Below are 24,127 nucleotides of genomic sequence, written 5' to 3' on the forward strand. Positions count from 1 at the left end.
CAAAGGTGTTTTCCCGCCGACTGCGATCGCCGTCCCCAGCGCTATTCTTTTCTGGACGGATTACTCAAGTCCAGGTGGCATTTGGCGTGTCCCTTTTTTGAGTTGCCGCAAATAGGACTTGACCTTCCGCTTCGTCACGGTCGTCGTTCGCTGCTGCCGCAACACACGCGTCACCGTGGTTGGGGCCAAGCCGATCTGCCTGGCAAGCTCGGCGCGGGTGACGCCATGTTCGACCAAGTATTTGAGCGTCACTGTCATGGTGGACCTCCTTGTCCGGCTGAGCATATTGTTACCGCTTTCCCCGGCGTCGTTTTATAATCATCTTGTCTAATAGATTACGTTTTTTAAGGAGGAGATTTCAGATGACCAGCTATCCACGAAGAGATCCTGTTGAAGACCGCCTGCTGACACCGGAAAATAGTGCGCTGCTCGTGATCGATTATCAGCCGACCCAGATCAGCTCGATTCGCTCGATCGACCATCCGACCTTGATCAACAATATCGAGATGACCGTGAAACTTGCGCAAGCGTATCAAGTGCCGATCATTTTGTCGACCGTGAACGTCGCTACCGGCCGGAACAAGGACACCGTGCCCCAATTGAAAAAACTGCTCGAAGGCACACCAACGATCGACCGCACCAGTATCAATGCGTGGCAAGACCAAGACTTTGTCGAAGCCGTTAAAAACACTGGCCGCAAGCACCTCGTCATGGCTGCCTTGTGGACCGAAGCCTGCCTCACTTTTCCAGCGCTCGACGCCTTGCGAGAAGGCTATTATGTCCATCCGGTTGTCGATGCGGTCGGCGGAACCTCCGTTGTGGCGCACGAAACGGCCCTGTCGCGCATCGCCCAAGCCGGCGCGGAGCTGACCACCAATGCCCAGTTGGCCTGTGAATGGCAGCGCGACTGGAATCGCACGGCCACCGTCCCAGATTTTGTCCAGCTGCTACTTGGAGCCGGCGACTTTATCTCACTGGAATAGCGACGATCGCGCGCGGTTACCAAAAACGCGATGAGACGCAAAAGGAAGTGGGACAAATGTCGATCTTGGGTCCGACAGGTAAGTGTTCCAAGCGCCAGGTTCGAACTTTGGACCAGGTGATTGGGACCTTAGCTGCTCGGACCCGGACATTTGGCCCACGACACTGCAGTAACATTAGTGCACCATACAGGAACTGGGCCAAAACAAAAAGTTTTGGCCCAGTTCCTTTTTTGCGTTTTGGGCAAACGCCGACACACGGCGCCCCAGAACCGCTCATCTCATTCTCGCGGTTTTTGCTCGTCCTTGGACGCCTGCAATCGCTGCTCCCGCGCCGCTTTTTGCAACTCGAACCACTTGCCCATTTTCTGCTCAAATTGGGCCTGCTCGGTCGGCGACATATGATCAAAACGCCGCTCGACCTGATGGCGCCAGCGCGGATCAACACTCGTATCTAACCATTGATGTAGATTGAAGACGTCTGCGTCGCCCCCATCCGCCCTGCGTTTTTCAACCGGTGTCTCGTGAGCTGCAGTCGTCGCGCGTGACCCGCGGCCAGGTTCCTGTCCGCCTGTCGTCCTGGGCTGGCGGCCCGGCAGCGACCCGCTCGTGCGGCCCGAGGCTTCACGCCAGGCCTTGCGAAAATCGCGCACCCCATCGGCTGTCAATGACACGAAATCCGCTTGCTGGTCGCTAGGCAAAGTCGCCACATCGTACATCTGCTGGCGCGCCTGACTGTTGAGCAAAAACATCAGAATCGGATACGCCAGGTAGAAAATGACGGCAAAATCCGGCAGGAAAAAGGCGACGACCAACATTGCCAGACTCATCAAGTCCAAGTAGCGGTTGGCGGTGCCGTAGATCTTGGTGTAGACCTTCTGCATCTCAGATTTTTCCGTGTATTGCAAATGGACGATTGCCTTGGCGAGGTAGCGAAACAGGAAGTTGACCGCGACCTGCAACCCGCCATACAGAATCACCGACACGCGTGTCGTGTGCAAGGCCATCATGTTCGTGAACAGCGGCATCAGCGCCAGCAGCGCCAAGAAAGCCATGTCGAGAATCAGGATGCGGTACGTCATCGTCTCGATCTCGGAAAACGCGGTCCCATGTTGATACCACATATTGGCCACGAAAATAAAACTGACCAGGAAAATACCGACCGCTTTGCCCAGCTGCAGATAATTCGCCCAGGAATCATGCATGACCGGCGGAATATTCAACACCATGATCGTGATGATGATCGCGATGATCGCATCACTGAAGGCGTCCAGCCTGTTCTTTAATTTTTCCATGTGTGCCCTCCTATGCGTCTAACAACCCGGCGTAAAGCGGCGCCAGCATCCCCACTCGGCGCTGAATATCGGCCCACAACTCATCCGGTGCGGCGAACAACGGATCCGTGGCAAGATACGTCTGCCCGATCAGCAGCTCCCCTTTTTGCGTGGTCGCATAGCGCTGGCTGAGTTTGGCAAAATTCGTCGCGTCAAGTGGCAGCACCGCCTTTTGCGTGTGATCCCCGGAAAGCTCGAACTGAGTCGGCAAGCTGTCCGCCTGCGCGCCAAGGCGCGCAAGGTCGAATTTCACCCCAGTGGCCTTGCTTTCCTGAAGCAGCGCCAGCCACACAAACAGGCGATCATCCCACAGCCCCACCTCGATGTGCGGCTGCATTTTATACCCGCGGGTACTTGTCGCCAGCGCCAGCCAAGTATCCGGCGGCGGATTTTTGTGCCGTCGCAGATGTTTGGCCAGATGCACGGTCTGCGTCGGCAGGCCCTCGGCGGCGAGCTGATCCGCCAGCGTTTGGCCGGCGATCACGAATTTAGGATCGAGCAACGTGCGAATTTTTCCTAACCGCCCGGCCAAGGTGGGGTCTTCGAAGATGGTAAAGTCAGCCGTTGTAAACACGGCGTTCACCCTTTCTGCTATACTAGATAGGACCTATGTTAGCGCTTTTGAGCATTCGATAACAGCCCCCAAGGAGGATCCCGATGGCAGACGACCAAAACCAGATGCAAGACCACCTCAACTCCGCGCTGTACGGCCCGCCGCAGACCAAGCCTGACGAACGACGCCACTACCTCGGGTCGCTGCGGGAGCGCACCGCGCTGTTTGTGGACAATCAAACGTTGCGCGAGCCAACCACATTGGCCCAGGTGCAGCCCCTGCTCAAACAGTATGCGGCGCAGGCGAATTTCAAACTCCTGCTCAATGGCAAACTGCCGGCTGAGCTCACTGCCCCTTACATGACAGAAGCGACGCAGCTTGGCCTGCCATTCACCCTTGTTTCGGATGAGACGGCGCAGCCTGAAGAAACCGCGTGCGGCCTTTTGATCACCAGCGACGAGGCGATCGATCACGCCGACATCTTTTTGCCAAAGCAGGCGGCCCAGGCGCCAAAGGACAAACCGAGCCTGTTTGACCGGCTGTTTGGTGAGCACTAGCGCAACCTGACAATGCAGGACACAAAACGCGCGGCAGTCGCCTGCGCGTTTTCTTCATTAAAGAAGGGATATTATGCAACAACCACTCGCATATCGCATGCGGCCACGCAACTTGGACGAGGTCGTCGGTCAGCAGCACCTTGTTGGCCCCGACCAGATCATTCGCCGAATGGTGGTGGCCAAACGCCTGAGTTCAATGATTCTATATGGCCCGCCTGGCACGGGCAAGACCAGCATCGCCAGCGCGATCGCCGGCACCACCAAATACGCCTTTCGCATGCTGAACGCGGCCACCGACACGAAAAAAGATCTTCAGATCGTGGCGGAGGAAGCCAAGATGAGCGGCACCGTGATCTTGCTGCTGGACGAGATTCATCGGCTGGACAAAACAAAGCAGGACTTTTTGCTGCCGCTTCTTGAAAGTGGCAGCATCGTCCTAGTTGGCGCGACCACCGAAAATCCTTACATGAGTATTTTGCCTGCCATCCGCTCACGGTCGCAGATCTTCCAAGTCTTCCCGCTGACGCCTGACGATATCAGCGCGGCGATCGACCGGGCGCTGGCCGACAAGGAACGCGGCCTCGGTAGCTACCCGGTCCGCCTGGATGAGGATGCGCGCGCGTTTCTCACCACCGCGACCAACGGCGATCTGCGCAGTGCCCTGAACGCGCTGGAGCTTGCGACGTTGTCCACACCGGAAACGGACGATGAGATTCACCTGACGCTGGCCGTGATGCACGAATCGCTTCAGCAGCGCGCCATCGCCGGTGATGCCGATGGCGACGCGCATTACGATATCATTTCCGCCTTTCAAAAATCGATTCGCGGCTCCGATGTCGATGCGGCCCTCCATTACCTCGCAAGACTGATCACGATCGGCGACCTGCCAAGTATTTTGCGGCGTCTCTTAGTCATCGCCTACGAAGACGTCGGCCTCGCCAACCCTCAGACCGCGAGCCGAACGCTCACCGCGATTCAATCGGCGGAGCGGCTCGGCTTGCCTGAGGGGCGCATCCCCCTCGCCAACGCCGTGATCGATCTGTGCCTCGCGCCGAAAAGCAACAGTGCGATGAGCGCGATCGATGCCGCGCTGGCCGACATTCAAGCGGGCCACGCCGGCAGTATTCCCGACGATCTGCGCGATGCCCATTACAAAGGCGCCGCAGCGTTGGGCCACGGGGTCGGCTATCAGCTCCCGCACAATTTTCCAGGCGGCTGGGTCAAACAACAATATCTGCCGGATACGCTGGTGGGCCATCACTACTACGCGCCGAAAAATACCGGCAAGTATGAACAGGCCTTGGCCGCCCAACTGACCCGCCTGCACGATTTGGAAAAACGCAGCAAATGAAGCGCTGTCATTCCCGCCATTCTGTCTTTTAAAGCGGTTTCGCCCAAGCAAGGATTCTTGCGCGATCGGCGGTTCAGTGCTACCATAGAGTCATGGAAGTTCTAAGGTGTGCGCGCTTCCCATCTATCAGTTGACCGAACAGTCTCACCACATTGGGACCGGAAGTGGCAGGCATCGTGTTGTTCTTTCACTGAATGACTGACGTGCATGTCGTCTAGTCCCACCTACTGAAAAGCGGGTTTCAACTTAACGGGAAGAAAACGGCACCACTAGGCTTTCGTATAAAGTGCAAACTTTAGGCCGGCATCTGCCGGTTTTTTCTTTGCCCAGCAATCAGCCGCGCAGTTGTTTTGCCGCAGGGCTTTGTTACAATGGTTTCATGATAATTTTTGCACACGAAGGGACCCGCTTATGCTGATCAGAATCGTCTTTGTCTTGTACGCCATCTTACTCTTTGCGCTCGCCGCTTACCTGTTTGGGTATAAAAAACACGGCTTTCTCACCCGCCAGACCGTGTCGGAAAAAACGGGCCAGGCCTTACGCAACTATGCGTGGTTCATTTTGATTGCCGGTGTGATCGCCTTAGTGCCGGTGATCTGGCAAAACGCAATCGTCGATATTCTCGCGCTTTTGATTGGCGCGGTGAGTGTCGGCGTACTTGGGCTGCGCCTGCCAACCCTGATCGAAGATGACGAAGAATAGCGTCTGGTTTCATTTCATGCGCCAATAAAGTACAATTAAAGCGGAGGTGATGGCAATGTTACAACAATACAAGCATATCTTGGTCGCGATCGACGGCTCTTATGAATCCGAGCTTGCCTTCCAGAAGGCGGTTGCCGTCGCGAAACGAAATGACGGCGAACTCGATCTTGTCAACGTGGTAGACACACGCTCTTTCTCGAACGTGTCGAGTTTTGATACCAACATGGTGGAATCAGTGGCCGCTACCGCCAAAAAGACGATGGAAGACTACATCGACCAAGCACATAAGGCCGGTCTGGAAAAGGTCACCTATAGCATCGAATACGGCGCGCCGAAAACACTGATCGCCCGCGATCTGCCAAAGAAGCTCTCGATCGATCTCATCATGATCGGCGCCACTGGGCTCAATGCGGTCGAACGTCTGTTGATCGGCAGCGTCACTGAATACGTGACCCGCAACGCCGAATGCGACGTCCTCGTGGTCCGCACCGACTTGAACAACAAGCCGGCCCTGGCAACCACCAAGGCACCAAAGAAACAGGCGCCAAAGAAATAAGGGTGCGTAGCGGGGCGCTTTGGGGTGAGCGGCTAATTTGGGAATGGCGCTTGGGGCCGCACTTAGCCCCGAGTGACAGTCCCAATTAGACGTCTCACCCCTGCCCCGCGAAGCCCAACTGGAAAAGGGTGCGGAGGCCCGCGGGCTGGCCGGGCAGGTAACTTGTCTCGTGCACTTGAGGCGGTCTTCGCCTCGAGTGCACGAGACAGTTAGATGTCCCGGACATGCGGGCCGAAGCCCAACTATAAGGGTGCGTAGCGCAGCTTGCGTTTCGCCCGCCACACCAAAAAGATCGCCCCACCAGACACTAAATTCTGTCTGGTGGGGCGATCTTTTGCATCTTTCACGCCAGTTCGCGCCGGCTGGTCTCAGTCTCCAGGGCTGCTAACAGCTGCGGCGAGTGGTTGACCCGGGCAAGCGCCACGGCGATCTGATAATTTTCATCTGCGCGCTTATCGGCCAAGGCATCATACGCCCGTGCCTGGAGCGCGTACAATTCGTCGAGCAGAAAAAGGCTGTCGTGTTTTGTTGCAAAGTCGATGCCAGTTTTCACATTGGTCAGGACGGCCGCATACTCTTCTAATTCGAAAAAGACGCGACTGATGTGCCAAAAGATCGTGATCACAACATCGAGGTAGCGGCCTTCCGGAAAAGGCGCATCATGAAGCAGGGCCAGCGCCTGGTCGATATAGACCCGTGCGCGTTCATGTGTCCCTTTTTCGGCATAGGCGAGGCCCAGGCCCAGCGTCGCCATGATGGTGAGCAGATCGCGGTCCTTGACCAACATCGGCGTCAGCACACGGCCGAAGTAATAGATCGCCTCGTCTGGGGCTTTATGAGCAAAAAGCTCCACCATCCCCGAGTAATAGTTGAACCGGCGCTTGTCCTCTTCCGTGGTGAGTTTTTCCGAACGGACCTTGGCCAAAAACTCGGCGGCTTGGGGATAAGCCCCGCGGCGCAATGCCTTGTCAGTGTCGCTGAGTGATTGCTGAATGCTGTCGTGATTAGCGACGACGATATCATCCATGGTGATATCCAGCCGCCCGATCAGACGCATCAAGATATTCATACTCGGCACCTTGTTGCGCTTTTCGATCAGGCTGATGGTCGCCTGGGTGCAAATATCCTTGGCCAACTCGGCTTGCGAAAGGCCTTTGAGTTTGCGATAGTAGCGGACCCTTTCCCCCAAGATCCGCAGTGGTCCCTGTTCTCGTTGCATGACTTACACTCCCTTAGCTGGTGCCTGCGTCAGGCAGGCGAGTTCCCTACGCTCTTTTTTCCATAACATTATTATACTGGCGAGTATGAGTTTTGGCTAGTTTTTTCGGGCGCGTATCGGCGCGTATCATTGAAGTCTAAGCAAACAAAAAAATTTATAAGATTGTGTTTCAGCGTAAAGATAACAGAATATAAAAAACCGCATCAATCGATCAGATGCGGTTGCGGAAATTTTCACGTAGTCAGACGAAATTAATAGACGTCGATTATTTTTTGTAAATAGTCAATGACACCCTTCGGCATGTCAGAGCGGATGATCAGCGCCTCCAGCAAGCGCGAGCGGTTGTACCAGCGGTTCCAAAACGCCTCCGATTCGCGTGGTCGCATGGTCGTCACGCGTTTTTGCCAACTCGTTAAGCACATCACGAGCGACTCCGCGTAAAACTGATGCTTCACTGCCAGGTTGGTCAGGTAGCCCGCGATGCGCTGATCCTCGCCGAAGACCAGGGCATCATCCATGCGCTGCCACCCTTCCAGCACCGTGGCCATCAGGAAGAGTTTGTGCCCGCGGCTCAGCGCCTTGACCTGACTCAACTCATCGGCGAGGTTGCCGATATGCGTGTACGCGTGCGCCCACCCCTGCGGATCGACATAGCCGCGCCCATCGCGCTCGAGGATAATGTAGGTAGCAAAATTCAGCGTGAGCGCCTCATACGCTTCGGCCGATAGCACGTGATAGCGGCTGTCCGCATACACGAGGCCGGATAGCAACATCACCGCAAAACTGCGCAGAAAGACCGCATCATTTTGCGGCTCGAGAATGTGCGCGAACAGCACATCGGGTTGCTGGAGATACGTGGCCAACCAATCGATCTGGGCAACGGTGAAGGCATCCGCCTGAAACAGATCACCCATCAGGAAAAAGACGCCCTTGTCACGTACCGCAGGACTGAGGCTCGCCAGGTGGTCCATGAGAAAACTCAACTCTTCATCGCTGATCTTGGGATCGTTGCTCCCTTTGATGCGCTTGCTGATCGACGAGATCCGCGCGAGGGCACGCATATCATCATCCGGTGTGGTGATCGGGGTCTCTTGAAAAGCCGGCCGGGCGTTGTAGATCTCACCCAGCGCATCTGGCAAGTGTTTGAAGACCTTGCCATCGAGCAATTGTTTTCGAAGCGTCTGCATCGCGTCTTTGACCGTTTGCACGGCCTCTTGTTCAGTTGCCATATGAGCCTCCTTCTGTCATAGCAAGATCGGGCGGCTGATCTTTTCAGTCGGATGGGCAAGCACCCAGCCAAAATCGTTGACCAGCGGCGTTTTTTTCACCCGCATCCCCGGCTGGGCCATGATGGTGAACGGATAATCATACGCCAGGGCTTGCTGCATGTATTGGGTGATCAGGGCCTGGTTCATCAGGCCATTGAGATAGATCCGGTACTGCGGATATCGCGTGAGTACCTCGTCGAGCAGGTCAAAAATGCGGGGATCATGCAGCTGGCCGATGGTGACCGCCATCGCCACCCGCTCGCGAAAATTGCCAAGGAATTCGCGCTTTTCATCCGGCTTGATCGTCGACAGGCCCAATGCCTTCGCCTTGATAAAATCATTCAGATCTTCTGCCACCGTGCCCACCTGCCTTTCGCGTTCCATTATAGCATTTCATGGGTGCGGTGCGGGCTGGGCGGTCTGAGCAGCTAGTGCGGCCTCCGTACTTGTATCCATCCTCCGCGCTCACCACTTGCTTTCCCCAAAGATCGACACGCCTCTATCTTCGGTCATATCAAAAAAACCGGAACAACGAGCATTCCGGTTTCTAAATGGCATGCGCCGCGACCCAATTTTGGTCAAAAGCTCCAGCCCATCGCGACTTGGCGCTTACCCGACCGAACCGTCCATTTCCATGGAGATCAAACGGTTGAGCTCCACCGCATATTCCATCGGCAGTTCCTTGGTGAACGGCTCAACGAAGCCCATGATGATCATCTCGGTGGCCTTGGCCTCGGAGATACCGCGGCTCATCAGATAATAGAGCTGCTCTTCTGAGACCTTGGAGACTTTGGCTTCGTGTTCCATTGCGACGTTTGCATTATGGATCTCGTTATACGGAATCGTGTCGCTTCGACTTTTTTCGTCCATTAAGATCGTGTCGCACTCGACATGGCAAAACGCGCCATCCGCTTTTTTCGTGAAGCGGACCGTGCCGCGATAATCCACCGCACCGCCGTCTTTGGCGATCGACTTGGAGACGATGCTGGATGAGGTGTTCGGCGCATTGTGGATCATGCGCGCACCGTTGTCCTGATCGACGCCGGCACCGGCCACCGCGATCGAGAGCATCGTGCCGTGCGCGCCTTCGCCATCGAGGTAGACGCTCGGATACTTCATCGTGGTCTTGGAGCCGAGATTGCCATCGACCCATTCCATCGTGGCATTCTTCATCGCCTGGGCGCGCTTGGTCTCCAAGCTGAAGACATTCTTGGACCAATTTTGAATCGTGGTATACCGCGCATAGGCGTCATCCTGGACGAACACCTCGACCACGGCGGCATGCAGGCTGTCCGAGCTGTAATTCGGCGCCGTGCAGCCTTCCACGTAATTGATATGCGCGCCAGGCGAGACAATGATCAGCGTGCGCTCGAACTGGCCGGTATTTTCCGCATTGATGCGAAAATACGACTGAATCGGCACATCCGTTTGGACCCCTTCCGGCACATAGATGAAGCTCCCGCCGGACCAAACGGCACCATTGAGGGCCGCAAACTTATTGTCGGTCGGATGGACCAGTGTGCCAAAATACTGGCGCACCAGGTCCTCATGCTCGCGCAACGCACTGTCCATGTCCATGAAGATGATACCGAGCTTATCGAACTCGTCCTTCATGTTGTGATAAACAACTTCCGATTCATACTGGGCGCTGGCGCCGGCGAGATACTTGCGCTCCGCTTGCGGTACGCCCAGCCGATCGAATGTGTTTTTGATCGTGTCCGGCACATCTTCCCAATCGCGGTACGTCTTGTCAGTCGCCTTTTGAAAATACAGCATGTGCGCAAGGTCGAGGTCTGACAGATCTGGCCCGTAATCCGGCATCGCCAGCTTCAGATAGGTGCGATAACTGGCCAAGCGGTAATCGAGCATCCACTGGGGCTCCCCTTTTTCCTTGGAGATCGCCCGCACCGTGTCTTCCGTCAGCCCGCGGCCGGTGGAAAAAACGGGCTTGATGTCATCTTTAAAGTCGCCCGGATTGTCATCGGGTAAAAAGTCGATGTCCGCGGCGACCTGTTCGTTGTTTTTCGTATTCTTCGTTTCAGTCATGTCGCTCCCCCTTACTCAAGGCTTGACTTGCCGCCTTCCAGGCCAGCGTGGCGCATTTGATGCGGGCAGGAAAATCATGGACGCCCTTTAAGATCGCCGCATCCCCCAACGCCTCTTCGGCTGGGGCGTGGCCATCGATCACCAAAGTGGAAAAGGTCTCGACAAGTTGTTGCACGGCGGCCGGTGTTTTTCCGATGATCAGGTCAGTCATCAAACTGCCCGAGGCCTGCGAGATCGTGCAGCCGCTGCCGGAAAATTTGGCGTCGGCGACCCGTCCGTCGCTCAGCTTTAGCTGCAAGGTCAGCACATCGCCGCAGCTGGGATTCTGCAGGGTGACACTGTGGTCGTAGTCCGGCAGTGTCCCGTGGTGCCGCGGGTGATAGGCTTCATCCAAGATGACTTGGCGATAGAGTTGATCCAGCTTAGATAACGGCATCAAAGACCCTCCTTGCCGACTGGACGGCCGCGATCAGCCGATCGATGTCCGCCTCATTGTTGTAGACGCCCACACTCGCGCGAACGGTCGCCGGCACGCCAAGCCGCGCCATCAATGGCTGCGCGCAGTGATGCCCGGCGCGCACCGCGACTTGTGCCTCATCCAAGATCGTGGCGACATCATGCGGATGCACCCCGGTGAGGTTGAACGAGACAATGCCGATGCTGGCCTCGTCGCCGTACAGCTGAATGCCATCGATCGCGGCCAAGCCCGTGCGCAGCCGCGCGACCAACGCCTGTTCGTGCGCCCGCACCGCAGCCAGGTCCAGCGTTGCCATGAAATCAAAAGCGGCCCCGAGCCCGATCACGCCAGCGATGTTCGGCGTGCCCGCCTCGAACTTCAGCGGCACCTCGGCCCAGGTGGTGTCTTGATCCATCACCGTGTCGATCATCTCGCCGCCAAATTGCACCGGCGGCATTTTTTCCAGCAAGTCATACCGCCCGTACAAGGTGCCAATGCCGGTCGGCCCGTACATCTTATGGCCGGAAAAGGCAAAGAAGTCCGCCCCCATGGCCTGCACATCGACCGGCAGATGTGCGATCTGTTGCGCGCCGTCGACGACCATGAAGCCGCCATTGGCATGAACGCGGTCGGCTAATGGCCGAATCGCGACTGCCCCACCGGCCACGTTCGTCACCGAGGCCAGCGCCACAATTTTCGTGCGCGAACTGATCAACTGTGCGACCTGGGCCGCATCGGTGTTGCCATCCGCCTGAACGGGCGCGATCACAAATGTCGCTCCGGTCCGCTCGGCCAGCTGCTGCCAGGGAATGAAGTTGCTGTGATGCTCCGCGCCGGACACGAGAATCTCATCTCCGGGCCGCACCACCACTGGGCCAAAACTGGCGGCCACCAAATTTAGGCCATCGGTGGTGCTACGGGTATAGACGATCTCCTCCGGCCGCGCCGCATGAATGTGCGCGGCGATCTGCTGGCGGACCGCCTCGTATTTTTCCGTGGTCGCATAAGCCAACTGGTACAACCCGCGATGCACATTGGCGTTATCTTCAACATAATAATCGTGCAAGGCAGCCAGCACCGCCTGCGGTTTCTGACTGGTCGCCGCCGAATCCAGATACGTCAGCTCTGGATGCGCCGCGAAAAATGGAAATTGCTCACGCATCCGCATTCACCAGCGTTTCATCGATCGTGTCAAATAATTCCTGCTTCAATTCGGAATCCGCGATCTCGCCCAGGCCCGCTTCCAAGAAGCCGCGAATCACGAGGCGCTTGGCCAAAGCTTCCTGGAGCCCGCGACTCATCAGGTAATACATTTGCCGCGCGTCGACTCGGGTGACTGAGGCGGCATGGCCCGCCGTCACATCATTTTCATCGATCAACAGAATCGGATTGGCATCGCCGCGCGCATCTTGATTGAGCATGAGCACCCGATTTTCCTGCTGGGCATCACTGCCTCGGGCGCTCTTCACAATGTGGCCGATGCCGTTGAAGATCAGGTGCGCCTTGTCCGTGATCACCCCGTGCTGATTGATGTGGCCAACGGTTTTTTGCGCCTGGTTCGTCACCGCGGTCACATAACCGACATGCTGACGCCCGCTGGCAAGCACGCCGACGTTGATCGTCGCATGCGCCCCGAGGCCATTGAGGTTCACCGTCGCCAGACTTGCGCCGCTGTTGTGGGAAAAACCGGCGATGGTCCAATTCAGCGTGGTGCCGGCGCCAAGATCGACGGTCCGCTGCACCACCGCGACCGGCGCGATGAAGGCATCATAGGTGAGCCAATCGACCGTGGCCCCGGCGTCTGCGCTCAGCCACACGCCCACCCCCAGCACATCGCCATCAGCCTGCCAACGCTCCTGCAGCACCACATGCGCGTCCTCGCCGACATGAATCTGAATCACGCCGCCGCCAGTGGCCGGGCCGCGCAAAACGATTGGCGTGTCCGCATGAAAGCCGGCGGGCACGTCGATCGTGGTCACCTGTTGCGGCGCCGCCAACAACCAGCTGTCCAGCCCGTTGACCGGCTTTTGCGTCAGCCGATGCGGATGGGCCACTGCGACCGCAGTCGGGGCGACCACATCGGCCGGCGCGCAAGGCGTGTCATCCTTGCCCTGCGCCAAATACCGCGCCAAATGAATTTTCGGCGTGTTTGGCAGTGTCAACGTCTCAGGCATTGGCGTCACCCACTTTGAGATGCTCGTACCCTGTCTTTTCCAATGACTTCGCCAGATCCGCACCACCGGTCTCGATGATCTCGCCGTCTTTCATGACCGATACCACATCCGGCACGATATAATCCAGCAGGCGCTGGTAATGCGTAATGATCAGACTGGAAAATTCCGGCCCGCGCATCAAGTTCACGCCATGGGCCACGATGCGTAGCGCATCGATGTCCAGCCCGGAATCGATCTCATCCAGCATCGCCAGGCCCGGGTGGACCATCATCAGTTGCAGAATCTCGTTGCGCTTTTTTTCACCGCCGGAAAAGCCTTGGTTCAAATAGCGATCCGCCATATCCTCAGGCATCTTCAAGATCGCCATCGTCTTGTCGAGGTCCTTCAAAAACTGCATGATCGGCACCTGATCGTCTTCCGGCCGCCGCGCATTGATCGCCGCCCGAATAAACTCCGCGTTGGTGACGCCGGAGATCTCCGCTGGGTACTGCATGCCTAAAAACAGGCCGGCCCGGGCGCGCTCATCCACACCCAGGGGCAAAATACTTTGGCCATCGAGCACAATGTCGCCCTGGGTCACCAAGTAGCGTGGGTTGCCCATGATGGTCTCGGCCAAGGTCGATTTCCCGTTCCCATTTGGCCCCATCAGCGCATGAATCTCGCCGGATTTGATCGTCAGATTCACCCCGCGCAGAATTTCCGGATGCTCGGGTTCTTCCTTGACTTTGACATGCAGATCTTTGATCTCTAAAATACTCACAAACGTCGCCTCCTAAAGCTTCTTGCCTAATTGTACGGCATCTAATTGTCTAAAACAAACGGCGACAACCCGTCTCTTGATCCAGGCAGACCATCCAACTCAATGTACCATATTTTACGAGCCAGCTCGCCTCACTTCAAAACAAATTGAGAAGCCCCGCATCATTGGCCGCGAATTTGTTATGATAACTGGGTAAATTCAAATCGAAAGGAACGTCCAAGATGGCCAAAACGCAAACGCCCAGTCCCTATGAACAGGCACATCCGCATTACGTCAAAAAGCTAGGCCGGCTGATGGTGCTCTTTATCGGCGGAGGCTTCCTCCTGGCTGTGGCTTGCGATAGTTGGATGACGATCAAAGGCTACCGCGGCCCCTGGTATCTCGGCCGCGACAGTTTTGGACACATGGCCAATACCAATATCAGCCCCTTTGTTTTCTTCTTGATCTTGGGGCTGCTTTTGACCACGCTCGCCGCCCTGCTCATGGACTGGCGGGGCACATGGCAACGCGCCCGAACCGCGCCGAAACCATTTATCGGAACGGTGGTCGCGATCGCGGTCATGATTGGGCTGTTGGTTTTGTTTGGGCCAGACATTTGGCATTTTCTCAGCCAAGTCGCATAAAGCAGGGAAAAACAGGCGCAGGTTGAGTCACGACCGTATGCAGAAAGAAGGAAAATGGAATGAAATTGGACACACAAACAATTTTGATCATCGGCGGGACCTCTGGTTTTGGGGCGGCAGTCGCCGTTCAGGCCGCAGCGCAAGGCGCCAAGGTGCATGTGATCGGCCGCAATGCAGACCGGCTGCAAATTTTTTTAGCCAGCCATCCCGAGCTGACTGGCACCGCACTGGACGCCACTGATGAAGCGGCGCTCCAGGCTTTCTTCACCACCCATGCGACATTTGACCATCTCGTCTCCATGCTGGGCGGCGCGGCCAGTGGCGGCTTTCTCTCCGATCGAACCGCTATTCGTGAGGCGATCGAAGGCAAATTTTTTGCCAACCTTCAGCTTGCCCAGATCGCGTCCCCACATCTTCTTCGCAGCATGACGTTCACGGCCGGCTCGGGTGGCCACCCTAATGACGCGGCTGGGGCGATCGTGGGCAACCAGGCGATCGCCACCATGGTCCAGGGGCTGGGGGTCGAACTTGCGCCGCGTTTGCGCGTCAACGTGGTCTCCCCGTTTTGGACGCCGACTGGTCTGTGGCGCACGATGCCGGACGCGCAGCAAAAGCAGCAAGCGGACGCCTTGGCCAGTAGTATCCCGCTTGGCCGCGTCGGGACGATCGATGAAGTTGCAGCGGCCTACCTTTTCGCCATGACAAACACCTTCATGACAGGCCAGGTCCTGCACATCGATGGCGGCGTGGATCTTTAGCCGTTGCTCGCACCGGCAAGACGACAGACAAAAACACCAGCCCACAATGGACTGGTGTTTTTGTGCCTGACAGCTTAGTGATGCAATTTTTTGGCAATGATATCGCCGACAAACTGAACGATGAAGACCATGATCAAGATCAAAATCGTGGCGACCCAGATCACGTCGTTCTTGAAGCCGTTGTAGCCGATCTGAATGGCGAGGTTCCCCAAGCCACCACTGCCGATCGCCCCAGCCATCGCGGTCAACCCGATGACCGAGATAATGGTCAGAACGCCGACACGGACGAGCTCAGAAAGGCCTTCGCGCAGGTAGACACGCCACACCATGGCCAGCGGCGAGAGACCCATCGCTTCGGCCGCTTCAACGACCCCAGGATCGATGGTCAACAACGCATTTTGCACCTGCCGCGCGAAAAACGGGGCAGTGCCTGCGACCAACGGCACCAACGCCGCAGTCGGGCCGATACCGATGCCGACCAGCGCCCGAGTGACTGGATCCAAGACGGCGAGCAAAATGATAAACGGAATCGCGCGGAAAATGTTGACGAGCTTATCGAGGATAAAATACGCCGGGCGACTTTCCCACAAGCCGTGGTCGTCGGTCAGCACCAGCAAGACGCCGAGCGCAAGGCCGATGACGCCGGCGATCACCGACGTCCAAAAGGTCATGTAAATGGTGTCCTTGGTGGATTGGATGAAGCCCGTGTCGCCGCTCCAGTTCTCAACGACATTTGGCATGATCTTCTCGATCCAATTTTCTAATCCGGTCATGCGGGGGTCTCCTCCTTTCCATCCAGGGCGACCACGGTCACATCATTGTCATGCAGATAGGTAAAGGCCCGCGCAAGGTCTGCGCTTGTCCCGGACAGCACCACGATCAAGTTACCAAACGGGGTGCCCTGCAGGATCTGGATGTCGCCAAACAAAATGTTGGCCGTGACTTGGTAGTCTTTAAACAGCGTTGCGACAAGTGGCTGGTCCGTGCTCGCACCGACATAAGTCAGCCTGAGCAGGCGATCGCTTGGCGCCAAATTTTGCACAGCCGGCTCTTGGCGAACCGCTTCAAGCGCCGCATCCAACTGAATGGTGGTGTCGATGAAGTCCTTGGTCAGCTGCTCTTTCGGCTGGGCAAAGATCTGAAGGAGATCGCCGCGCTCAATGATCCGGCCGGCGTCCATCACCGCGACCTTGTTGCAGATCTGCTTGACGGCTTCCATTTCATGGGTGATCAAAACGATCGTCAGGCCCAACGTTTCATTCAGATGCTTGAGCAGATCCAGAATCGATGAGGTGGTTTTGGGGTCCAGCGCGCTGGTCGCTTCATCAGAGATCAGGATCTCGGGGTCACTGGCCAACGCCCGGGCAATGCCGACACGCTGTTTTTGGCCCCCGGATAATTCCGCCGGATACGCATCCGCGCGTTCGTCCAGACCGACGAGTTTCAGCAGGCTATCAACTTTGGCCTTGATCTCCGCCTTGCTCTTGTGGCCTTTTAGGGGAAAAGCCACATTTTCAGCAATGGTGCGGGAATTCATCAGGTTAAAATGCTGGAAGATCATGCCGATGCGCTGGCGCTCCTGGCGCAACTGCTTCGCGTTCAGGCTCAGCATGTCTTGCCCAAGCACCAGGCTCTTGCCACCGGTCGGGCGCTGCAACAGGTTGATCGTGCGCACCAAGGTGGATTTGCCGGCGCCGGAATACCCGACAATGCCGTAGATATCGCCTCGGCTGACGGTCAGATCGACATGATCGACCGCGTGTACTTCCTGCCCTTTTTCACTGAACTGCACATCGATCTGTTGCAGCTCGATCACTGTTTCACTCGCCATGTTCTTCCTCGTTTCTCTTGATTACTTCCAAGCTGGAACGGCTGCGCCTTTGTAGTACTTCTTGATCAAAGCCGCGGTGCGATCAGACTGATAAGCCTTCACGATCTTCTTGTAGGTCTTGTTGTCCTTATCCTTGCTGGACTTTGCGGCGATGATGTTGATCCATGGATGCGCCGCCTTGTTCAGATCGGAAACGGCGATGGCCTTGTCTGGGTTGAGGTCGGCCGCCGCAGCGATATCGTTGGTGACGATCGCGGCTTGCACATCGTTCAGGCTACGGGCAACTTGGGCCGCATCCAATTCGGAGATCTTCAGGTCAAGCTTGTTGGTCTTGATGTCCTTGACCGTTGGCTGGCTCGCATCATCCAACTTGATGATGCCTTCCTGATCCAGCAACTGAAGCGCACGCCCTTCGTTAGATGGATCGTTTGGTACGGAGACGGTGTCGCCCTTCTTGAGATCCTTCAGCGACTTGATTTTGTTGGAGTAAGCGCGGATCGGTGCGATGTAAGTATCGCCGACAGACACGATCTTGGTGCCATTCTTCTTGTTCCAGTTGCCGAGAAAATCATAGTGCTGGAACGAGTTGAGCTGAATGTCGCCGGCTTCCAGAGATTTGTTTGGCTTGTTGTAATCACTGAACTCGACAAGCTTGATGTCGACATTTTCCTTCTTCAGGCGCTTTTGAATGTCTTTCCAGATCGGCAAGTCGTTTGCCATGATGCCGACCTTCACGGTATCAGGGCTGCTGGCACTGCTATTCCCACAAGCCGCCAAAGCCAAAACTGGTGCGATCACTGCTGCTGCCAAAGCTAATTTTTTTAACAATTTCATGATGATTATCCTCCTAATGTTTGCCCCAAACGCGGATCGTTGCCACAAAAAAAATCCGCTCCTAACCAAAGTTAGAAGCGGATCATCCGCGGTACCATTCTAATTCGACCGTGCGTGCACACACAGTCCTCGCTAACGGGTCGTTTTCAACCCGTGTGCAAGATAATGGTTGCCACCCATTGCAGCCTTACCGCCAAGCGGTTCGGTGCACCGATCCGTGAGCCATGTTCGCGACCACCTGCTTCCCCGCTCTCAGCTAACCGGGTTTTCTGTGCAGCTCAGTGATCACTACTCTCTCACATCGTTCGTTTGTTGCGTTGAATTGACTATGATACTAATCAACTTTCAAAGCCCTGTCAAGCAGTTCTCGCAAAATAATTTTCCATTCTTGCGCCACGCCGCGTCAGGCCTTGATCTCCGCAATCCAATTATTCTTGCGCTCAGGGTCGTCCAGCAGCGCCGGGGTCGCGTTGGCCGCCTCGTTCACGGCAACGACTTGCCCAGAAAGCGGCGCATCCAGATCGAGCACCGCCTTTTCCGCCTCAACGGATAAAAACGCGTTGCCGACTGTCACCGTTTCACCAACGGCTGGCAACTTTGCAAACTTGATCTTGCCAAACGCTTCTTGCGCGCCTTCCGTCAGACCGATACGCACCCGGTCATTTTCTGTTTCCTGCCAAAAATATTGCGCCATGAGTTATACCCCCTGCTTCTGAAACGAATCGTTATCGCCGGAAAACATATAGCTTTGATGATGGAACCGCATCGATAAGACCATCCCCACCGACAGCATATTCGCCAGCAGGAACGACCCCCCTTGTGAGATAAAGGGCAGCGGAATCCCGGTCAGCGGCAACAGGCCGATGTTCATCCCGATATTTTCAAAAATGTGGAACAGAATCATCATGATCACGCCGGTGGTGATGTACGCGTAAAACTCGTTTTTCGTGTCGAAGATCACGCGGATCATTTGGTAGATCAACAAGAAAAACAGCAAGATGACGATCGCGCAGCCCAAAAACCCAAATGCTTCGCCGATCACCGAGAAGATCATATCCGATTCGCGCACCGGTACGGTCACTTTCAGGTTGTTGAAGCCCCGCCCCGTCATTTCACCGGAGCCGATCGCCTTCATCGACTGCCACAGCTGATACGAATCGCTACTTGCCGCGCCAGATGGGTTGCGCCAGGAATCGATACGCGCGAACTGATAGGCCTTGAACCCGAGCTTGTCCAAGATCGCGCGGCCCCAGTCGGTCGTGACCATGGTCAACGCCCCGGCGCCGACCACACCGACCCCTGCACCGACGGGAATGATGATCTTCCAGGTGACCCCGGAAACCAGCACGACCCCCGCGTAGATCGCGGCAAAAACCAATGAGGTCCCGAAATCGTTTTGGAGCTTCAAAAGCACGAGCACTGGCAGCGTCCACAGCAGCATTTCGCCCAACAAACGCCAGTCGTTGAGCGTGGTGTGGCGAAAACGGGCGTTGTGCTGCGAGACCACCCGCGCCATCATCAGAATGTAGGCGGGTTTCATGACCTCAGAAGGCTGAAAGGTGATGCTGCCCATCCGAAACCAGCTCTTGGCCCCGGTGTTGTTGAAGACTTGTGGGTCATACTTGACCAGCACCAGCACCAATAACCCGATGCCCAGCGCGTACAATAGCGGCGCCACCCGCCAGAGCTGCTCGGCATCAAACTGCATCACGATGAAAATGCCGACGCCGCCGATCACATACCACACCGCCTGCATGATCATGGCATGCCGCGGTGTGCCGATCGTCGGACTCGTATCATGACTGACGGCCATATAGATCGCCACCATGCCGACCAGCGCCAGCAGCATCACGGATAAAATGATGCCGTAATCGATTCGGTTGCCCTTTTTTTCAGGCGTCACTTCCTGCGCCATTGCACGCACCTCTTTCCTTGTCCTATTTTCCAAAAAGGCCACCTCGGCAACAAGTCCGACGCGGCCAAGATAACGAAAAATTAAGCGCGGTGCAGATGATACTCCGAAATGAGAAAGTTCGTCGCGTCGTCCATCGTCTTGAACCGGTTGGCCGTTGTCGCGCCGGCGACGTAAGCCAAGAAGCGGTCCTCTTCCGTCTGAATATAGCCGATCTCATTTTTCCCGACTGTCAGGACAGTGACGGTGTGCCCATTGCGCGTCACTTCTTCTTCCGTGACACTGATACGTTGTTCTTTTGCCATATTTACCCTCGATGATAGTTAAAATTCGCTGCTTCGGCCATATTCTTCTCTGGATCCGGGTTGCGCCGTAGCGTGAAAAAGTCCGGCACGGGATCGAGCCCGCCAGGCACAAATGGGTTGCACCGCAAAATGCGCGCCAAGCCCATGATCAACCCTTTGACGGCACCGTGTTTGAACAGCGCCTGGATCATGTACGTCGAGCAGGTCGGATAATACCGACAGCTCGGCGGCAACAGCGGCGAGATAAAGCGCTGGTAGCCTTTGACCAGCCACATCAAGACGCGTTTCACACTGCTCGCCTCACTTCAGAAAATCAAAAATATGTTGCCAGGTCTCCGGGTCAAAAACAGCCCAGGGATTCCCGCCGCCGATCGCATAGCCGAGCATTGCCCCTAAAACGATCATGAGCAATGCCAATAAAAGACCGCAGCCCAATTTCTTGGTCACACGCTTTGCGTGATCCGTGTTCATCTGCGGCCCCCCTGCCTTAATATTGCTTGTGATGTGCGATGTTATCCAGTAATGTGCCAGTGCCCAATGCGACGGCGTCCAGTGGATCATCCGCCAGCAGGACCGGCACCTTGAGCTCAGAGGCAAACAGCTGGCTGATGCCCTTAAGCAATGCCCCGCCGCCTGTCAGCATGACGCCCCGATCGATGATGTCCGCAGACAGCTCCGGTGGCGTCTTTTCCAAGACATCCTTGGCCGCGGAAACGATCTGCATCATGGTATCATGCAGCGCCTCGGCGACTTCCGGCGAGGTCACTTCGACCTCACGCGGCAAGCCCGTCGCAATGTCGCGCCCACGGACTTCGATGGTCTCTTTTGGATCAGCTTCAAACACGGCGCCGATCTGAATCTTGATCTGCTCGGCTGTGTGCTCACCAATCAAGAGCTTATGCTTGTTTTTGACATAAGCCGCGATCGCCGCATCCATCTTATCGCCCGCCAGACGCAAACTGCGACTAGTGACGATCTCGCCCATCGACAACACCGCGATGTCCGACGTCCCACCACCAATATCGATGACCATGTTGCCCTGCGGCTGGAAAATATCCAAACCGGCACCAACTGCGGCCACCTTTGGCTCGAATTCCAAGTAGACACGGCCGCCGCCGGATTTCTCAGCGGCCTGAATGATCGCCTTTTGCTCGATCGACGTGATGTTGGTCGGCGCGCAGATCAGAATATTTGGCTTAGATAAAAAGCCCTTCACGTTCAATTTATTAATGAAATACTCAAGCATCGCTTCGGTGATGTCAAAATCCGCGATCACGCCGTCTTTAAGCGGGCGAATCGAACGGATGTTGCCAGGGGTGCGGCCGACCATTTTGTAAGCCTCGGTCCCTACCGCTAACACTTTGCCACTATGTGTATCGATCGCGACTACCGACGGCTCATTCAGAACAATGCCCTTACCCTTGACATTGATCAGTACGTTGGCGGTTCCCAGATCGATTCCGATGTCTTTTGCCATGATCTCTTCTCCTCAATATTCGCTAACAGTGCATTATACCACAGACGCTGCGCCTACTTGAATATCAGCGGCAGACTCTGCGCGCTTTGAACCAGCGATAAGACGAACTCGCTGACGTTATAGCCGATCGCGATCGCAAGGAACATGACAAGCAGCTGACTGGCCCGTACCTGATGCGGCTTGAACCATTTATTCATGTCTAAACTCAGCAGCAGCTTGAACGTCAGGGTGATGAAAAAGAAATGCGACAACAGCGTCACCAGCCCAGAAAGGCCCATACTCTGATACATCCACACCCCTCCTTGATTGACCACTGGCTTTCATTATACCGATATTTCGCGGTAAACGCGAACCGGTGAGAGGTCTTAAGAAATTATTCTGAAAATAGCGGGTGGGGGCTGGCGGCCGCAACGCAAAATGCCCAAACTTTCTTTCACCCCGACCATCCCGCGCACCTTTGCACCCTGAATCAAAAAAAGCGACAGCCACCTGTGTTGGACACGGTGGACTGTCGCTTTTTGTTTAGTTGCCGTTTTTGACGTTGATTCGGTTGATGGCGCGCTGCAGGGCCACTTGGGCACGCTGCAGTTCATCCGTATCCTGAGTCGTTTTGGCTTCTTCAATGCGCTTTTCGGCGCGCTGACGAGCCGCTTCGGCACGGGACAAGTTGATATCACGCGCACGTTCAGCGGAATCGGCGACTACGGAGACGACGTTGTTGGACATCTCCATGAAGCCGCCATTGACCGCGATCGAGTCTTCGTGGCCTGGATTATCGACCCGGCGCACACGCACCTCACCGATCTCCAGAGGCGCAACAACTGGCTCGTGATTGGCCATCAGCCCCATTTCGCCAGAAGTCGTCTTCACGATGACCATGTTGGCATGGTGATCATAGACTTTACCATCCGGCGTCACGATGTTGACCGTCATCGGCGTTTTTTCATCAGCCACAGGCCCTCGCCTCCTTAATTGGCGGCGGCGGCAGCAGGCTGGTCAGCCTCGTCCGCATCGTCAGGGGCAAAACCCATCTTCTTGGCCTTTTCGACCACTTCTTCGATGCGCCCGACCTGACGGAAGGCATCTTCGGGATATTGATCCATCTTGCCGTCAAGGATCATCTTGAACCCTTTGACCGTTTCTTCAACTGGGACATAAGACCCTGGCTGGCCGGTAAACCGCTCAGCGACGTTGAAGTTTTGTGACAAGAAGAACTGGATCCGGCGAGCACGCGCAACGGTGATCTTTTCGTCGTCGGACAATTCATCCATCCCCAAAATGGAGATGATGTCCTGGAGTTCACGATAGCGCTGCAAGACCTGCTGGACCTGGGTCGCAACGGCGTAATGCTCATCACCAACGATTTCCGGAGTCAGCGCACTGGAAGAAGATTCCAGCGGGTCAACGGCCGGGTAGATGCCCTGCTCAGTCAGGCGACGCTCGAGGTTAGTCGTCGCGTCCAAATGGGCGAAAGTCGTCGCCGGCGCTGGATCCGTGTAATCATCGGCAGGCACATAAATGGCCTGAATCGATGTCACAGAACCCTTCTTGGTCGAAGTGATTCGTTCCTGCAACTGACCCATTTCGGTGGCCAGCGTTGGCTGATACCCAACGGCAGAAGGAATACGACCAAGCAGCGCGGAAACTTCTGAGCCCGCCTGAGTGAAGCGGAAAATGTTGTCGATGAAAAGCAAGACGTCCTGGCCTTGGACATCACGGAAGTATTCCGCAATGGTCAGGCCAGTCAAGGCGACCCGCATCCGGGCGCCAGGCGGCTCGTTCATCTGACCAAAGACCATGGCCGTGTTTTGGAGCACGCCTGATTCCTTCATTTCGAAGTACAGGTCGTTCCCTTCACGCGTGCGTTCGCCGACACCGGTAAAGACCGAGATGCCGCCGTGCTCTTCGGCGATGTTATGAATCAATTCCTGAATCAGAACGGTCTTGCCAACACCGGCACCACCGAACAGACCAACTTTACCCCCACGCAGGTAGGGCTCGAGCAGGTCGATGACTTTGATCCCGGTCTCGAGGATGTCAGAGCTCGTGCTCAGATCCTCAAAGGCGGGCGCGTCTTTATGGATGCCGTCGCGTTCGTGATCAGGGCCAAATACTGGACCGTCATCGATGCTTTCCCCAAGCACGTTGAACACGCGCCCAAGGGTATCCTTGCCGACTGGCACCGTGATCGGGCCGCCGGTATCTTCCACTGCCATGCCGCGCTGAAGCCCATCAGTGGACTCCATCGCGATGGTCCGCATCACGCCATCGCCAAGTTCCAAAGCGACTTCGAGCACCAGCAGGGAGTCGTCGGATTTATGGACATGAAGCGCGTTGTTGATCTCAGGCAGATTCTGATCAAGAGGAAATTCAACATCGACAACAGGGCCGATCACTTGCACGATTTTACCAATAGTATTACTCAATGAA

30 protein-coding genes are annotated in these 24,127 nt (G+C 56.1%); 7 read left to right on the forward strand and 23 right to left on the reverse strand.

Annotated features, from left to right (window positions below; genetic code table 11):
* Window positions 1-60: 60 nt before the first annotated feature.
* Complete coding sequence (locus tag JUE67_RS07935; RefSeq protein WP_203627483.1) at window positions 61-258, reverse strand: helix-turn-helix domain-containing protein; 198 nt, start codon at window positions 256-258, stop codon at window positions 61-63.
* Between the two features lie 104 nt (window positions 259-362).
* Here JUE67_RS07935 and JUE67_RS07940 point away from each other — a divergent pair, with 104 nt between their 5' ends.
* Window positions 363-983, forward strand: a complete 621-nt coding sequence (locus tag JUE67_RS07940) for a hydrolase (protein ID WP_203627481.1) — start codon at window positions 363-365, stop codon at window positions 981-983.
* Between the two features lie 278 nt (window positions 984-1,261).
* Here the strand turns inward: JUE67_RS07940 and JUE67_RS07945 are convergent, their stop codons facing one another.
* Both JUE67_RS07945 and JUE67_RS07950 read right to left on the reverse strand, forming a co-directional pair.
* On the reverse strand, window positions 1,262-2,275 hold the full coding sequence (locus tag JUE67_RS07945) for a TMEM175 family protein (RefSeq protein ID WP_203627479.1): 1,014 nt from the start codon (window positions 2,273-2,275) through the stop codon (window positions 1,262-1,264).
* 10 nt (window positions 2,276-2,285) lie between these two features.
* Window positions 2,286-2,888, reverse strand: a complete 603-nt coding sequence (locus JUE67_RS07950) for a DUF1054 family protein (protein ID WP_203627477.1) — start codon at window positions 2,886-2,888, stop codon at window positions 2,286-2,288.
* Between the two features lie 83 nt (window positions 2,889-2,971).
* Here JUE67_RS07950 and JUE67_RS07955 point away from each other — a divergent pair, with 83 nt between their 5' ends.
* From JUE67_RS07955 to JUE67_RS07970, 4 genes are all read left to right on the forward strand, one after another.
* A complete protein-coding gene (locus tag JUE67_RS07955) occupies window positions 2,972-3,424 on the forward strand; it encodes a YueI family protein (protein ID WP_203627475.1) in 453 nt (150 codons plus the stop codon).
* 73 nt (window positions 3,425-3,497) lie between these two features.
* Window positions 3,498-4,775: a replication-associated recombination protein A gene (locus JUE67_RS07960; protein WP_203627473.1), complete on the forward strand. Its 1,278-nt coding sequence runs from the start codon at window positions 3,498-3,500 to the stop codon at window positions 4,773-4,775.
* Window positions 4,776-5,186: 411 nt separating this feature from the next.
* Window positions 5,187-5,477 carry a hypothetical protein gene (locus JUE67_RS07965; protein ID WP_203627471.1) on the forward strand — a complete coding sequence of 97 codons (291 nt, stop codon included), beginning with the start codon at window positions 5,187-5,189 and terminating at the stop codon, window positions 5,475-5,477.
* 55 nt (window positions 5,478-5,532) lie between these two features.
* Window positions 5,533-6,033, forward strand: a complete 501-nt coding sequence (locus JUE67_RS07970) for a universal stress protein (RefSeq protein ID WP_125697252.1) — start codon at window positions 5,533-5,535, stop codon at window positions 6,031-6,033.
* Between the two features lie 343 nt (window positions 6,034-6,376).
* On the opposite strand, the gene JUE67_RS07975 is transcribed toward JUE67_RS07970, so the two are convergent.
* The 8 genes from JUE67_RS07975 to sufC form a co-directional block, all read right to left on the reverse strand.
* Entirely contained in the window at window positions 6,377-7,252 is an 876-nt protein-coding gene (locus tag JUE67_RS07975) for a helix-turn-helix transcriptional regulator (RefSeq protein ID WP_203627469.1), read from the reverse strand.
* A 251-nt stretch (window positions 7,253-7,503) separates the two neighbouring features.
* The gene (locus JUE67_RS07980; protein ID WP_203627467.1) at window positions 7,504-8,481 is read right to left on the reverse strand and encodes a DUF2785 domain-containing protein; all 978 of its coding nucleotides are present in this window, start codon (window positions 8,479-8,481) and stop codon (window positions 7,504-7,506) included.
* A 15-nt stretch (window positions 8,482-8,496) separates the two neighbouring features.
* Window positions 8,497-8,877 (reverse strand): DUF1694 domain-containing protein, encoded by a 381-nt coding sequence (locus JUE67_RS07985; protein WP_203627465.1) that lies wholly within the window; start codon window positions 8,875-8,877, stop codon window positions 8,497-8,499.
* A gap of 252 nt (window positions 8,878-9,129) precedes the next feature.
* Window positions 9,130-10,566, reverse strand: coding sequence for a Fe-S cluster assembly protein SufB (sufB, locus tag JUE67_RS07990; RefSeq protein ID WP_203627463.1), 1,437 nt, complete (start codon window positions 10,564-10,566; stop codon window positions 9,130-9,132).
* Window positions 10,559-11,002 carry a Fe-S cluster assembly sulfur transfer protein SufU gene (sufU, locus tag JUE67_RS07995; RefSeq protein WP_203627461.1) on the reverse strand — a complete coding sequence of 148 codons (444 nt, stop codon included), beginning with the start codon at window positions 11,000-11,002 and terminating at the stop codon, window positions 10,559-10,561. The genes sufB and sufU overlap by 8 nt, the downstream gene beginning before the upstream one ends.
* Window positions 10,989-12,185 carry an aminotransferase class V-fold PLP-dependent enzyme gene (locus JUE67_RS08000; RefSeq protein ID WP_203627459.1) on the reverse strand — a complete coding sequence of 399 codons (1,197 nt, stop codon included), beginning with the start codon at window positions 12,183-12,185 and terminating at the stop codon, window positions 10,989-10,991. Before JUE67_RS08000 ends, sufU begins: the two co-directional genes overlap by 14 nt.
* Window positions 12,178-13,197, reverse strand: a complete 1,020-nt coding sequence (locus JUE67_RS08005; RefSeq protein ID WP_203627457.1) for a SufD family Fe-S cluster assembly protein — start codon at window positions 13,195-13,197, stop codon at window positions 12,178-12,180. Before JUE67_RS08005 ends, JUE67_RS08000 begins: the two co-directional genes overlap by 8 nt.
* Window positions 13,190-13,957 (reverse strand): Fe-S cluster assembly ATPase SufC, encoded by a 768-nt coding sequence (sufC, locus tag JUE67_RS08010; RefSeq protein ID WP_125697385.1) that lies wholly within the window; start codon window positions 13,955-13,957, stop codon window positions 13,190-13,192. The genes JUE67_RS08005 and sufC overlap by 8 nt, the downstream gene beginning before the upstream one ends.
* Before the next feature lie 221 nt (window positions 13,958-14,178).
* Between sufC and JUE67_RS08015 the strand changes: the two genes are divergently transcribed.
* Together JUE67_RS08015 and JUE67_RS08020 are read left to right on the forward strand one after the other, a co-directional pair.
* Entirely contained in the window at window positions 14,179-14,580 is a 402-nt protein-coding gene (locus JUE67_RS08015; RefSeq protein ID WP_203637115.1) for a hypothetical protein, read from the forward strand.
* A 59-nt stretch (window positions 14,581-14,639) separates the two neighbouring features.
* Window positions 14,640-15,338, forward strand: a complete 699-nt coding sequence (locus tag JUE67_RS08020) for an SDR family oxidoreductase (RefSeq protein ID WP_203627453.1) — start codon at window positions 14,640-14,642, stop codon at window positions 15,336-15,338.
* A 74-nt stretch (window positions 15,339-15,412) separates the two neighbouring features.
* Here the strand turns inward: JUE67_RS08020 and JUE67_RS08025 are convergent, their stop codons facing one another.
* From JUE67_RS08025 to atpD, 12 genes are all read right to left on the reverse strand, one after another.
* Entirely contained in the window at window positions 15,413-16,111 is a 699-nt protein-coding gene (locus JUE67_RS08025) for a methionine ABC transporter permease (RefSeq protein WP_203627451.1), read from the reverse strand.
* A complete protein-coding gene (locus JUE67_RS08030) occupies window positions 16,108-17,169 on the reverse strand; it encodes a methionine ABC transporter ATP-binding protein (RefSeq protein ID WP_203627449.1) in 1,062 nt (353 codons plus the stop codon). The genes JUE67_RS08025 and JUE67_RS08030 overlap by 4 nt, the downstream gene beginning before the upstream one ends.
* Before the next feature lie 21 nt (window positions 17,170-17,190).
* Entirely contained in the window at window positions 17,191-18,003 is an 813-nt protein-coding gene (locus tag JUE67_RS08035; protein ID WP_203627441.1) for a MetQ/NlpA family ABC transporter substrate-binding protein, read from the reverse strand.
* A 403-nt stretch (window positions 18,004-18,406) separates the two neighbouring features.
* Window positions 18,407-18,697, reverse strand: coding sequence for a glycine cleavage system H family protein (locus JUE67_RS08040; protein ID WP_203627439.1), 291 nt, complete (start codon window positions 18,695-18,697; stop codon window positions 18,407-18,409).
* 3 nt (window positions 18,698-18,700) lie between these two features.
* A complete protein-coding gene (locus JUE67_RS08045) occupies window positions 18,701-19,918 on the reverse strand; it encodes an FtsW/RodA/SpoVE family cell cycle protein (RefSeq protein ID WP_203627437.1) in 1,218 nt (405 codons plus the stop codon).
* 80 nt (window positions 19,919-19,998) lie between these two features.
* The gene (locus tag JUE67_RS08050; protein ID WP_203627430.1) at window positions 19,999-20,220 is read right to left on the reverse strand and encodes a DUF2969 domain-containing protein; all 222 of its coding nucleotides are present in this window, start codon (window positions 20,218-20,220) and stop codon (window positions 19,999-20,001) included.
* Window positions 20,221-20,222: 2 nt separating this feature from the next.
* The gene (yidD, locus tag JUE67_RS08055; protein WP_125697371.1) at window positions 20,223-20,510 is read right to left on the reverse strand and encodes a membrane protein insertion efficiency factor YidD; all 288 of its coding nucleotides are present in this window, start codon (window positions 20,508-20,510) and stop codon (window positions 20,223-20,225) included.
* Between the two features lie 10 nt (window positions 20,511-20,520).
* The gene (locus JUE67_RS08060; protein ID WP_125697370.1) at window positions 20,521-20,691 is read right to left on the reverse strand and encodes a DNA-directed RNA polymerase subunit beta; all 171 of its coding nucleotides are present in this window, start codon (window positions 20,689-20,691) and stop codon (window positions 20,521-20,523) included.
* 16 nt (window positions 20,692-20,707) lie between these two features.
* Window positions 20,708-21,697, reverse strand: coding sequence for a rod shape-determining protein (locus JUE67_RS08065; protein ID WP_203627428.1), 990 nt, complete (start codon window positions 21,695-21,697; stop codon window positions 20,708-20,710).
* Window positions 21,698-21,750: 53 nt separating this feature from the next.
* On the reverse strand, window positions 21,751-21,987 hold the full coding sequence (locus tag JUE67_RS08070) for a DUF1146 family protein (RefSeq protein ID WP_125697368.1): 237 nt from the start codon (window positions 21,985-21,987) through the stop codon (window positions 21,751-21,753).
* Between the two features lie 232 nt (window positions 21,988-22,219).
* A complete protein-coding gene (locus JUE67_RS08075) occupies window positions 22,220-22,630 on the reverse strand; it encodes a F0F1 ATP synthase subunit epsilon (RefSeq protein ID WP_203627559.1) in 411 nt (136 codons plus the stop codon).
* Window positions 22,631-22,665: 35 nt separating this feature from the next.
* Entirely contained in the window at window positions 22,666-24,123 is a 1,458-nt protein-coding gene (gene atpD, locus JUE67_RS08080; RefSeq protein ID WP_203627426.1) for a F0F1 ATP synthase subunit beta, read from the reverse strand.
* Window positions 24,124-24,127: the final 4 nt, after the last annotated feature.

Source organism: Lacticaseibacillus mingshuiensis (genome assembly GCF_016861785.1).
GTDB classification, from domain to species: Bacteria; Bacillota; Bacilli; order Lactobacillales; family Lactobacillaceae; genus Lacticaseibacillus; species Lacticaseibacillus mingshuiensis.